The sequence below is a fragment of the Mesorhizobium sp. WSM4849 genome (assembly GCF_055811385.1).
This window is the reverse complement of the sequence record NZ_JBVVPW010000006.1, coordinates 91,300-103,734: the sequence shown is the minus strand read 5'-3', so window position 1 is coordinate 103,734 and position 12,435 is coordinate 91,300. Positions and strand designations below refer to the sequence as shown.

At 63.4% G+C, this 12,435-nt stretch carries 10 protein-coding genes; 5 read left to right on the top strand and 5 right to left on the bottom strand.

What is annotated here, in order from left to right:
• Nucleotides 1-45 precede the first annotated feature (45 nt).
• Nucleotides 46-447 carry a hypothetical protein gene (locus AC0L3L_RS08270; protein WP_473526200.1) on the top strand — a complete coding sequence of 134 codons (402 nt, stop codon included), beginning with the start codon at nt 46-48 and terminating at the stop codon, nt 445-447.
• A gap of 15 nt (nt 448-462) precedes the next feature.
• On the opposite strand, the gene AC0L3L_RS08265 is transcribed toward AC0L3L_RS08270, so the two are convergent.
• On the bottom strand, nt 463-1,236 hold the full coding sequence (locus AC0L3L_RS08265) for a gamma-glutamyl-gamma-aminobutyrate hydrolase family protein (protein WP_123146336.1): 774 nt from the start codon (nt 1,234-1,236) through the stop codon (nt 463-465).
• 289 nt (nt 1,237-1,525) lie between these two features.
• Between AC0L3L_RS08265 and AC0L3L_RS08260 the strand changes: the two genes are divergently transcribed.
• Complete coding sequence (locus AC0L3L_RS08260) at nt 1,526-2,635, top strand: TRAP transporter substrate-binding protein (RefSeq protein WP_123146337.1); 1,110 nt, start codon at nt 1,526-1,528, stop codon at nt 2,633-2,635.
• Between the two features lie 62 nt (nt 2,636-2,697).
• Here AC0L3L_RS08260 and AC0L3L_RS08255 read toward each other — a convergent pair whose 3' ends face one another.
• The 4 genes from AC0L3L_RS08255 to AC0L3L_RS08240 all read right to left on the bottom strand — a co-directional run bounded on the left by AC0L3L_RS08255 (nt 2,698) and on the right by AC0L3L_RS08240 (nt 7,375).
• Nucleotides 2,698-3,720, bottom strand: coding sequence for a zinc-dependent alcohol dehydrogenase family protein (locus AC0L3L_RS08255; RefSeq protein ID WP_123146338.1), 1,023 nt, complete (start codon nt 3,718-3,720; stop codon nt 2,698-2,700).
• A gap of 19 nt (nt 3,721-3,739) precedes the next feature.
• The gene (locus AC0L3L_RS08250) at nt 3,740-5,512 is read right to left on the bottom strand and encodes a TRAP transporter large permease (RefSeq protein ID WP_473637210.1); all 1,773 of its coding nucleotides are present in this window, start codon (nt 5,510-5,512) and stop codon (nt 3,740-3,742) included.
• Entirely contained in the window at nt 5,509-6,093 is a 585-nt protein-coding gene (locus AC0L3L_RS08245) for a TRAP transporter small permease subunit (protein ID WP_095493902.1), read from the bottom strand. The genes AC0L3L_RS08250 and AC0L3L_RS08245 overlap by 4 nt, the downstream gene beginning before the upstream one ends.
• Before the next feature lie 376 nt (nt 6,094-6,469).
• Entirely contained in the window at nt 6,470-7,375 is a 906-nt protein-coding gene (locus tag AC0L3L_RS08240) for a branched-chain amino acid ABC transporter permease (protein ID WP_095493901.1), read from the bottom strand.
• 151 nt (nt 7,376-7,526) lie between these two features.
• Here AC0L3L_RS08240 and AC0L3L_RS08235 point away from each other — a divergent pair, with 151 nt between their 5' ends.
• The 3 genes from AC0L3L_RS08235 (at nt 7,527) to AC0L3L_RS08225 (ending at nt 12,361) form a co-directional block, all read left to right on the top strand.
• Entirely contained in the window at nt 7,527-8,135 is a 609-nt protein-coding gene (locus tag AC0L3L_RS08235; RefSeq protein ID WP_473637209.1) for a CGNR zinc finger domain-containing protein, read from the top strand.
• Entirely contained in the window at nt 8,128-8,658 is a 531-nt protein-coding gene (locus AC0L3L_RS08230) for a hypothetical protein (RefSeq protein WP_473637208.1), read from the top strand. Before AC0L3L_RS08235 ends, AC0L3L_RS08230 begins: the two co-directional genes overlap by 8 nt.
• A 223-nt stretch (nt 8,659-8,881) precedes the next feature.
• Nucleotides 8,882-12,361, top strand: a complete 3,480-nt coding sequence (locus tag AC0L3L_RS08225) for an indolepyruvate ferredoxin oxidoreductase family protein (RefSeq protein WP_473637207.1) — start codon at nt 8,882-8,884, stop codon at nt 12,359-12,361.
• Nucleotides 12,362-12,435: the final 74 nt, after the last annotated feature.

The following is a 12,435-nucleotide window of genomic DNA, read 5'->3' as shown; positions in this document are numbered from 1 at the left end:
TTTGAAATCATTTTTTATCTATCGCCAAACACGCGGAGAACGCAGATGAAAGCACTTGCTGCATTGATATCGGTGGCGGCGCTGTTCGGCAGCGTTCACCTGTTTCACGGCGGCAGCGGCGAAGGCCGCACAGCCGATCACTCAACGCAGTCGCCCGGCGATTACAGGCTGGTGGCCAATGGCGACGAAGCGTCCTGCGCGGTCAAGCGCGGCACTGAGGTTGCGCAAGGCCTGTCGCTGTTGACGGTCACTGCGAATTGCCGCCGGGTTTTGCCTGGCATCGAGCGCGCGAAATTCTGGCGTGAGCAGGATGACGGCACGGTCATCTTCAGCGTGAACGGCATCGACCCGATCGTCACGTTCGGCGTCGCCGACGGCGACGGTTATGAATCCTACGCACCAACTCTGCCGCTGCTGTCGCTGGCGGCCAGCAGCGATCGACGTTGACGCCCGACGGCTGAATTATTCCGCGGCAGTGCGCGCGCCGGATTTCGCCGTGGCGTGCAGGCGCACCGCGTCGCCGAAGGCGCGGAAGATCTTTGCCGAGACGCTGTCCGAATTGACCCAGTATTCGGGATGCCATTGGACGCCCACGGCGAAGGCACGGGCGTCCCGCACCGAAACCGCCTCGACCGTGCCGTCGGTGGCGACGGCCTCTATCTGCAACTTCGGGCCGAGCCGGTCGATCGCCTGGCGATGCACCGAGTTGACCATGATGTCGCCCGCCCCGAACACGCCGGCGAGGCAGCTTGCGGGCTTGATCGAAATGGTCTGGCGGATGGCGAAGCGTTCGTCCTGATTGTCGCTCGCCGGTGCGCGATGGTCCAGCGATCCCTCGCGCTCCTGGATTTCTGTGGCCAGCGTGCCGCCCAGCGCCACATTCATCTCCTGGATGCCGCGGCAGATGGCGAGCAGCGGCACGCCGCGCTCCACTGCCTTGCGGATCAGCGGCAGCGTCGTGGCGTCGCGGGCCGGATCGTAGGGGCCGTTGGCCTCGCTGGCATCGCCGCCATAGAGCGTGGGATGCACGTTGGACTTCGAGCCGGTGATCATGACGCCGTCGACTGATGACAGGAGTTCATCGAAATCGAGCCGGTCGCCGAAGGACGGCACCAGCACCGGGAACACGCCGGCGGCCGAAAGCGCCGCCTCCAGATATTGCTGCGGAGCGGCATGCCAGGTGTAGTTGTCGAACTGGCGGACATCGGTCGATATGGCGACTAGCGGCTGCTGCATTTTTGATCCGGGTCCATTCAGTGCAAGGATATGTTCTGCCTTTAAAATAGGCGATCCGACGGCGCTTTGCCATGACAAGTTCGGCATGTCGCATGGGCCACGGAAGGGGCGTTAGACTTAAGTTGCAGGGAGGTGCGTTCGCGCCGCGTTTTTCGCGAAAACGCCGCCGGCAAAACCGGCTCCCATGGCTAGACTCGACTTCTTGCCCGTGTATTGTTTGCCGCGAAGCCGATCCGGGGCACAGAGCATCTCCCGAACGTCGGTCTGTTGATCCAATAGGGAGGACTTCATGGATCGTCGATCATTCATCCGCAAGGCCGGTGTGACCGGTGTCGGCGCTGCGGCGGCTACGGCGGCGCTTGCCGCGCCGGCTATCGCCCAAACCAATCCGAAAGTGACATGGCGCCTGGCGTCGTCCTTCCCGAAATCCCTCGATACGATCTATGGTGGCGCCGAGGTCTTTTCCAAGATGCTTTCGGAGGCGACCGACGGCAACTTCCAGGTCCAGGTCTTCGCTGCCGGTGAACTGGTGCCCGGCCTGCAGGTCGCGGATGCCACCACCGCCGGCACCGTCGAGGCCTGCCATACGGTGGCATATTATTATTGGGGCAAGGACCCGACATGGGCTTTGGGTGCCGCGGTTCCGTTCTCGCTCAACGCGCGCGGCATCAATGCCTGGCATTACCACGGCGGCGGCATCGACCTGTTCAACGAGTTTCTGGCCACGCAGGGCCTTTTTGGCCTGCCCGGTGGCAATACCGGCGTGCAGATGGGCGGCTGGTTCCGCAAGGAAATCAACACCGTCGCCGACCTTTCGGGCCTCAAGATGCGCATCGGTGGCTTTGCCGGCAAAGTGGTGCAAAGGCTCGGCGTCGTGCCGCAGCAGATCGCCGGCGGCGATATCTATCCAGCGCTGGAAAAAGGCACCATCGACGCCGCCGAATGGGTCGGCCCTTATGACGATGAGAAGCTCGGCTTCTACAAGGTCGCGCCCAATTATTATTATCCTGGCTGGTGGGAAGGCGGGCCGACCGTCCATCTGATGTTCAACAAGGCAAAATACGAGGAGCTTTCGCCGGCCTACAAGGCGCTGGTGCGCACCGCGGCGCAGGCCGCCGACGCCAACATGCTGCAGAAATACGACTTTCTGAATCCGGCGGCCGTGAGGCGGCTGGTGTCCGCGGGCGCCAAATTGCGCCCGTTCAGCCCGGAAATCTTGGCAGCCTGCTCCGAAAAGGCGAACGAGGTCTATGCCGAGATGGAAGCTTCGAACGCGCCGTTCAAGAAGATATGGGACTCGATCAAGGCCTTCCGCAAGGAGCACTATCTCTGGGCGCAGGTGGCCGAGTACAATTACGACACCTTCATGATGGTCCAGCAGCGCACCGGCAAGCTCTGACAACAGTTACGGCGCCACGCGCTCTTCGGACACGTGGCGCCGTCACATTTCGATTTGCCTGATCAGCGCGGCACCACCAGCACCTTGACTTCGCCTGGCGCAGGCGGATTGGCGATCACCGCAGCCGCCTCCTCCAGCGTCACCTGCCGTGAGATGAGCTTGTCGATCTCGATCGCACCCGAGGCGATGAGATCGGCGGCCCGGCGATGCGTAAACGGATTGAGGAACGAGCCGAGCACCTTCAATTCCCGGAACAACAGGTTGAAAGGCTCGAACTCGGCCTTCATGCCTTGAGGTGTCACGCCGACGACGACCACCGTACCGCCGGCTTTGGCCAGCCGCATCGATTGTTCGACCGTCTCTCTTACGCCGGCACATTCGAACACCACATCGACGCCGCCCGGCATGAGGCCCGACGGACCGAAGACCGTGTCGATGATATCGCAAGCGCTGGGGTCGACCGTCACCGTTGCGCCCAATTCTCCTGCAAGGGCGCGCCGCGAGGCCTGGCGCGTCGACAGGATGATTGTCGTCGCGCCGGCAAGCCTCGCCAGTTGCACGGTGAGCAGGCCGATCACCCCGCCGCCAAGCACGGCGACCGAGGAGCCGGGTCTGATCTGCGCCAGGTCCACGCCATGCAGGCAGCAGCCAAGCGGCTCGCAGAACGCGCCATGCGTCGGCCTCAGGTCTTTCGGAAGGAGAATGGCCTGCTTCTGAGGCAGCACGACATATTCGGCGAAGCCGCCGTCGCGGCGGATGCCGATGGCAACTAGATTATGGCAGAGATTGATGCGACCCGCGTGGCAGTGCGGGCAGTGCCCGCAGGCGATGTTGGGATCGCCGGTAACGCGATCGCCGACCGAAAAGCCGGACACAGCGGTTCCAGTCGCCTCGACGATCCCGGAGAATTCATGTCCGAGCGTCACCGGCGGCGTACAGGGAAATTCGCCATGGAAAAGATGCCGGTCGGTGCCGCAGACGCCGCATGCCTCGATCCGCACCAGGAGATCGTCCGGTCCGGCGGACGGTTTGCCGACCTCGCGCAGGGCAATGCTGCCCACGCCCTCCAGCCGCACCGCTTTCATCTTTGTTACGCCTCCGGCATCAATTGAAACTCGGTGGTTGGGACAGATCGGGTGCTGGCGCTGCTGGCTTGGCAGGCGGCGTTTCACCGAAATTCGGCGGTTGCGACAGATCCGGTGCAGGCGCGGTCGGCGCCGTGCCGCCATCCGCCGGCGGTGCGCCGAGCGGCGACAAGCTCGGCGTTTCCGGCACCTGATAATCGATCGTGCCTGGGTCCACTGCCGTGCCCTTGTAGTGCATCACCATCTGCGGGAAGGCGATGGTCAGGCCGATCATGATGACCTGGATGCAAACGAAGGGAACCGCGCCCCAATAGATCTGGCCGGTGGTCACCGGCGCGATCTTCTTGCCGGTGAGGCGATCGAGATAGGGCACGCGGGCGGCGACCGAACGCAGATAGAACAGTGCGAAGCCGAAGGGTGGATGCATGAAGCTGGTCTGCATGTTGACGCCGAGCAGCACGCCGAACCAGATCAGGTCGATCCCGAGCTTGTCGGCGGCCGGCGCCAAAAGCGGCACGATGATGAAGGCGAGCTCGAAAAAATCGAGGAAGAAGGCGAGCAAGAAGACGAGGATGTTGACGCCGATCAGGAACCCGACTTCGCCGCCCGGCAACGATGTCAGGAGGTGTTCAACCCAGATATGGCCGTTGACGCCGTAGAAGGTGAGCGAGAACACCCGCGCCCCGATCAGGATGAACAGCACGAAGGACGACAGCCGCGTCGTCGACGCCAGTGCCTGCTTGATCACGTCCAGCGACAGCCGCCCCTTCATTGCCGCCATGATCAGCGCGCCGACAGCGCCCATGGCGCCGCCCTCGGTCGGTGTGGCGATGCCCAGGAAGATGGTGCCCAACACCAGGAAGATCAGCGCCAGCGGCGGGATCAGCACGATGATCACCTGCTGCGCCAGCCGCGACATCATGTTGATCTTCAGGCGCTGGTCGGCGATTGCCACGACGTAGATGAGGATCACGCCGATGGTGGCACCGAGAATGTCGGCGTTTTGGCCCTGCGATGGCGCAAGATAGCGATACGCCGCGTAGGAAACCACGACTGCCGCCAACACTGCGAACAGCAGCGACAGGACACCGTGGCCGAGCGTGCGGGCCTCCAGCGGCAGCGCCGGCATCGACTTCGGCCGGACGATCGACATGATCACGATGTACGTCGTGTAAAGGCCGGTCAGAACCAGCCCCGGGATCAGCGCGCCCGCATACATGTCGCCGACCGAGCGGCCGAGCTGGTCGGCCAGAACGATAAGCACCAGCGAGGGCGGAATGATCTGGGCGAGCGTGCCCGATGCGGCGATGACGCCGGACGCTACACGGCGGTCATAGCCGTAGCGCAGCATGATCGGCAGCGAGATCAGGCCCATGGCGATGACGGAGGCAGCCACCACCCCCGTGGTTGCGGCAAGCAGCGCGCCGACGAAGATCACAGCATAGGCGAGACCGCCGCGGATCGGCCCGAACAATTGGCCGATCGTGTCGAGCAGGTCTTCGGCCATGCCCGATCGCTCGAGCACGATGCCCATGAAGGTGAAGAACGGGATGGCCAGCAGCGTGTCGTTCGACATCACCCGGCTGCCGTAGAAATTGTCCGGCAGCGCGTGCAGCAGCGGCCAGGCGAGATTGATCGAGCCGCCCGAATAGGGTGACAGCACAACCCCGATGAAGAAGAACAGCAGGCCGTTGGCGGCGAGTGAGAAGGCGACCGGGTAGCCGATCAGCAGGAAGATGACCAGCGAGGCGAACATGATCGGCGCCATGTTCTGGGCGATGAACTCGATCACGAGCGCACCTCTTCGGCGAGCGCCTTCGCTTCGAGCTCGGCCTGCTCATGCACCGATATGAACGGCGTCGGATCGTCCATGTCGCCGCGCATGATGGCGATCTTCTTGATGATCTCGGAGATGCCCTGGAGCGCGAGCAGGAAAAAGCCGGCCAGCAGGATTGCCTTTGCAGGCCAGATGATCAGCCCGCCGGAATTGTTCGACATTTCGCCACTGCGAAACGACAGCGACACATAGGGAACGAAATAGATCACCATCAGCGTCACGAACGGCATCAGGAAAAAAAGGTGACCGAGAAGGTCTATCCAGTGCTGCACGCGGCGCGAGAACATGCCGTAGACAATGTCGATACGGATATGGTCGTTCTGCTTCAGCGTGTAGGCGGCGGCCAGCATGAATGCGGCGCCGAACAGATACCACTGCAGTTCCAGCCAGGCGTTCGACGACATGTCGAACGTCTTGCGGATGACGGCATTGGCGGCGCTGACCAGGATTGCCAGCAGGATCAGCCACGACACCCATTTGCCGATGAATTCGTTCACCCGGTCAATGGTTCTGGATAGAGCGAGCAGCCCTGCCATGCATTCCTCCCTTTACGCATCGGCCCGAAAATCGGTGTCGATTTTCGGAAAGCACGATGCATGACTCAAAGTATCAGCGGCGCGCCAATTCCCGCTTGTTTTTCCGCCGCCTCGATGTGGCCCAACGGTATGCCGTGCGTGGCCCGGCGGGTCAACACAGGGCAGACCGACTAAAACAATCTTGTGAGGTGAGGAAGGGGCTTTTGAGATGAGGAAGGGAGCGAAACAGCCGGCTGACCCGGCGCATGACCCCGAAAATCGGAATCGATTTTCGGGGTCATGCGCAAAATCAAAGTGCTACAACGCCTTTTCGCGTCCGAGAGGACGCGCGCGCTGTAGACGTCTTGCAACCAAAGTCTACCCAGGCTTGGTACAGTCAGGCGATCTTGCCCTGATCGCGGCCGGTGCCGATCAGCACCAGCATGGCGACGAGGAACAGATACATCCAGCCATCGCGCCATTCGAGCGGAAAATAGCCGGCCCACAGCGATTCGGCCATGCCGAAAGCGGCGGCGCCAAGTGCTGCCCGCAACGGCGAGAGATAGCCGCCCACCGCCGTCACAAACAGGATTTTCAGCCCGTAGACCAACCCTGTGCCGAAGCTGATGTTGCCGTAGTAGAAGGCGGCGAGCACGCCGGCCAGTGCCGCGCAAAGGCCGCCGAAAAGCACCGCACGCCGAAGCACCGCGCGAACATCGACGCCGCACATCGCTGCCGCCCTGGGATCGTCGGACACGGCGCGCCAGCGCCGACCGAAGCTTGATTGGGCGAACGCCCAGGCGGCGAGCCCGATAGTTGCCGCGACGACAGCGCAGTCGAGCAACTGGATGAGCGTCAGCGTGGCATTGAAATTGGCCCCCCGCGCAAAAATGATGGGCTGGGCCAGCATTGGCGGCAGCCACAGATCATGGGTGTCGGCGGCGATACGGCTGGCTTCCGACAGGGCCAGCAATATGCCGAGCGTCGTCACCACGATGGCGTTGGGCGAGCGGTCGGCCAACGGTTCGAAGATGCTTCGCGACAAGACACGGCTGAGCAGCGCCGCATAAAGGAACGCCGCAGCTACGCCGAGCGCGACCGATGCAAACAGCGTCAGCCACAGCGCCTGATAGCCGAACGCCGCGGTGAGGATCATCGTATGCCCGCAAAAGGCGAACAGCGCCCCATAGGCAAGATTGGTGCGGTGCAGGATGCCGTTGGTCAGCACGTAGCCGAAGGCAAGCAATGCGTAGAGCGCGCCCGAATGCAGCCCGTTCAGAACCTGCTGGAAGAAATAGAGCATGCAATGTCCTCGATGCATGCCCCCGCATTCGGGGCGCAGCGGTTTGGGACGAACGACATTCTCAAGACAAGGCAATGGCGATCGCCTCCGTGACGAGCGTTGCACCCGGAATCTAACTTGTCAAATGCGTTTTATCGGTTAGATTCGCCATATGGCAGTATCCTGGACTCCGCACCGCTTCACCGGTGGCATGCTTGCGCTCGACACGGCGAACACCGTCGTTTTGCGGAACGATCCGGAGAAAACCTTCGACCGGCTCAAAGATCCGGCCGAGATCGCCCGCTTTGCCGAAGCGGCGAGCGGCTTTCGCGCCGCCGAGCTCGGCGGCAGGCCGCTCGCAGCGCCGGCGCCTGGAAAGATCGCGCCGGTGGTGCTGTCGATCAGGGAGACGACCGATCGGCTGTTTCGCCGTGCGGTTTCGGAAGGTGCGATCGCCACCGGAGACATGCCTGAATTCCTTGAAGCCTGCGCCGACGGACTCGCCGAAAGCCGCACCGAAATCGGGAGGCCCGGAAAACCGTTCGGCAATCCGGCGACGCCGATTGCCTTCGAGGCGGCGCTTGCGGTCTCGGCGCTGTCGCTGCTGCGCGGCGACACAATCGCCAGGCTGAGGATATGTCCGAACTGCAGCTGGCTGTTTGTCGACAAAAGCCGCAATTCCAGCCGCCTCTGGTGCGACATGGCGGTGTGCGGCAACCGACAGAAGGCAAACCGATACTATCGCCGCCGGACCGCGGCGAGGGAGGTCACCAATGTCTAAAAGATTTTCGCGCGCGATGATTGTCGTCGCGGCGTTGTTCGCGGTGGCCGCTCTCGGCGCCTGCCGTGACTCCGGCAAGGACCAGCTGTTCGCCATTTCCGGGAAGCTGTTCGAGTTCAACTACCGGCTGGGCATCGCCACCTATGTCATCACCCTCAATCCGCTGCGGCCGGTGGGTGAGGGACAGGTCGCCGTGGTCTTCTTCCAGAACCCGGCCGGTGGTGATCCGATCATCGTCACCCAGAAAATATGGCCGAAGCTGCCGCATGTGACCCTGACCAGCCCGCCGCTCACCTGCGTCGTCAAGGACAAGCCCTATGCGGTGTCGATCCGCATCGAGGATTCCAGCGGCAAATTGCTGCAGAGTTTCGAGACGACACTGACGTCCTCGCTCGACCAGTCGGTCCTGCCCGACCGGCCTCTCATGGTCGGACCAGTCTACGAGCTCAACAAGGACCTGGCCGGCCATGTCGACGGCAAGCTGCCCGGCGAACCGAAGCCCAGTTGCCCAAAGGCTGCATGATGCGTCACCAGCGGCGCACTGACCGCCGCCGGAATTTTCGTGCTCGGCCATCCTCACCGACAGGCGTTTCGTGGCGCCACACGGCCGCGCACGGATCATTTGTTGCGCGCCGTCTGGCACCTTCGATTTTGTTTGACCTCCCCGGCAAGGGAAGAAAGACTGTAGGCACTCGACTCCGACGTTGGCTGCGCTCGAACTGCGGCCTCCGCACAGGAAATGCCTGATGACGCTGCATGATGTCGCGCTCGACGACAAGTTCGACCTGGGAAAGGAGCGCATCTTCCTTTCCGGCGCGCAGGCGGTCATCCGCATGCTGCTGATGCAGCGCGAGCGCGACCGCCGGGCTGGCCTGAACACTGCCGGCTTCGTCTCCGGCTATCGCGGCTCGCCGCTCGGCGGCCTCGACATGCAGCTTTGGAAGGCCAGGAAGCAGCTCGCCCGGTCGGACATCGTCTTTCAGCCCGGCCTCAACGAAGAACTCGCGGCCACGGCATGCTGGGGATCGCAGCAGGCCGAATTGCTGGGCGAGGGCACGCATGATGGCGTCTTTTCTGTCTGGTACGGCAAGGGGCCGGGCGTCGATCGCTCCGGCGACGTGTTCCGCCATGCCAACCTCGCCGGCTCGTCCAGATATGGCGGCGTGCTTGCCCTGATGGGCGACGACCACATGGCCGAATCCTCGACCAACGCGCACGCGACCGAGTTCCTGTTCGTCGACACCATGGTGCCGATCCTCAATCCGGCCGGGGTCCAGGAGATCATCGACTATGGGCTTTACGGCTTTGCCATGTCGCGTTTCGCCGGCACGTGGGCGGCGATCAAATGCGTCAAGGACAACATCGAATCGACGGCTTCGGTCGATGCCGCGCTCGAACGGCTTGATATCGTCACCCCGGACTTCGAGATGCCGCCCGGCGGCCTCAACATCCGCAACGAGATCGACATGCTCGGCCAGGAGGAGCGGCTGCATGAATACAAGCGCGCCGCCGCTTCGGCTTTCATCCATGCCAACGGGCTGAACCGGATCGTCTATTCCGGCGGCGGCAGCCCGAAGCTTGGCATCGTCACCATCGGCAAGAGCTATCTCGACGTCCGCCAGGCGCTGGAAGACATCGGCGTCGACGAAGCCGCCGCCAACCGCATCGGGATCAGGCTGTTCAAGGTCGGCTGCCCGTGGCCGCTCGACCTGCAGCACATAGCGGATTTCGCTCGCGGTCTCGACACCATCGTCGTCGTCGAGGAGAAACGCTCACTGATCGAGGTGCAACTGCGCGAGAACCTTTACGGCACCGCCATGCAGCCGGTCATCGTCGGCAAGAAGGACGAGCGCGGCGACGGGCTGTTCCCGGCCAAGGGCGCGCTCGACCCCAATGACATCGCAATCGCGCTCGGCGAGAGAATCTTGCGAACGATCGGTCCGTCGGACGAAATCGCCGCGCGGGTGGCGAGACTTCGCCAGTTCCAGGCGATGCTCGCCGACACGTCAGACATCGCCTCGCGCACCCCCTTCTTCTGCTCCGGCTGCCCGCACAATTCCTCGACCAAGGTGCCCGACGGCTCGCTCGCCGCCGCCGGCATCGGCTGCCATTTCATGGCGCTGTGGATGGATCGCAACACCGTTGGTTTCACCGCGATGGGCGGTGAGGGCGCGCAATGGGTCGGCCAGGCACCGTTCTCCAAGCGCGATCACATCTTCCAGAATCTCGGCGACGGCACCTATAACCACTCTGGTGCGCTGGCGATCCGCTTCGCGCTGTCGACCGACGCCAACATCACCTACAAGATCCTCTACAACGACGCCGTCGCCATGACCGGCGGCCAGCCGCACGAGGGTGGCCTGACCGTGGACATGATCGCCAGGCAGGTGCGGGCCGAGGGCGTCGAGCGGATCGCCATCGTCACCGACGAGCCGGACAAATATACCGGCAAGGTCGAATTCCCCGCCGGCGCCACCATCCATCACCGCGACGATCTCGACCTCGTCCAGCGCGAATTGCGCGTGGTCAGCGGCATATCCGTGCTGATCTATGACCAGACCTGCGCCGCCGAAAAGCGCCGCCGCCGCAAGCGCGGCACCTTCCCGGATCCCGACAAGCGCGTCTTCATTAACGAACTGGTCTGCGAAGGCTGCGGCGATTGCGGGGTGCAGTCGAATTGCGTGTCGATCCAGCCGGTCGAGACCGAATTCGGCCGCAAGCGCAGGATCGACCAGTCGAGCTGCAACAAGGATTTCTCCTGCATCAACGGCTTCTGCCCGTCCTTCGTTACCGTGCATGGCGCCAAGATCAGGAAGGCCGAGGGTATTGCCGGCACGACCGATCCGCTCGACGGCGTGCCCGCGCCCGCTGAATTCCCGCTCGGCGAACAAGGCTGGGCGGCGATCATCGACGGCGTCGGCGGCACCGGCGTCGTCACCATCGGCGCGGTGCTTGGCATGGCGGCCCATCTCGAAGACAAGGGCTGCGGCATGATCGACATGGCCGGCCTTGCCCAGAAGGGCGGCTCGGTGTTCACCCATGTCCGCATCGCGCGCAGCCCGGACGATATCCATGCCATCCGCGTTTCGGCGGGGAAGGCAGACCTTGTGCTTGGCTGCGACCTTGTCGTGTCGGGCGCCCAAAAGGTGCTCGCTGCGGTGCGCGAGGGCCACACGATCTTCCTCGCCAACACCGCCGAGATCATGCCCGGCGAGTTCACCCGGTCGGCGGATTTCTCGCTGCCTGTCGAGCGGCTGAAAAAGGCGATCCGCACTGCCGCAGGCGATAACAAGGCGCATTTCTTCGATGCCACCCGCACCGCCACCGCGCTGTTCGGCAGTTCGCTCGGCGCCAACATGTTCATGCTCGGCTTCGCCTTCCAGCATGGCGGCTTGCCACTGTCGGCCGAGGCAGTCGAAAAGGCGATCGAGCTCAACGGCCAGGCCGTGGCGATGAACGTCTCAGCCTTCCGCTGGGGCCGCCGCGCCGCCCACCAGCCGGATTTCGTGCGCGGCCTCGTTGCCCAGCCGGGAATGGCTGCACAGAACGCCGCTGTCGCCGAGACGCTGGACGACATCATCGCCCGCCGCGTCGCCTTCCTCACCGGCTATCAGAACGCCGCCTATGCCAAGCGCTACGCCGACAGGCTGGCCGCGCTGCGCAGGGCCGAAGCCAGTGCGGTGCCCGGTTCGACTGCTGTGACCGAAGCCGCAGCGAGGAACCTGTTCAAGCTGATGGCGATCAAGGACGAATACGAGGTGGCAAGGCTCTACACCGATGGCTCCTTCGCCGCTGAGCTGGGGAAGCAGTTCCAGAGCTACGACAAACTCGAATTCCATCTCGCGCCGCCGATCATGGGCAGGCGCGGCAAGGACGGCAAACCGAGGAAGTCGAGTTTCGGTCCCTGGATGATGAAGGGATTCCGCCTGCTGGCAGCGATGAAAGGCTTGCGCGGCATGGTCTTCGACGTGTTCGGCTACAGCACCGAAAGGCATATGGAACGGCAGCTTCTTGCGCAATACGAGGCCGACCTGGAGCTTGTCGCCGGCGCGCTGGCACCGGGCAAGGTCGAGGCCGCGGCAGCACTTGCCTCGGTGCCGGCGCTCATTCGCGGCTATGGTCACGTCAGGCAGGCCAGTGCCGAGAGGGCGGCTGGCGAGCGCCAGAGGTTGCTCGATCGCCTGGCAAAGGCCCCGGTGCGGCCGGAACTCCAGGCCGCCGAGTGATCGATGCGCCTTATCTGAAGAAGCTCAACAGGCTTGACGCAGGCCCCGAGATGGCCCCTCTAAACCTTTCTTAA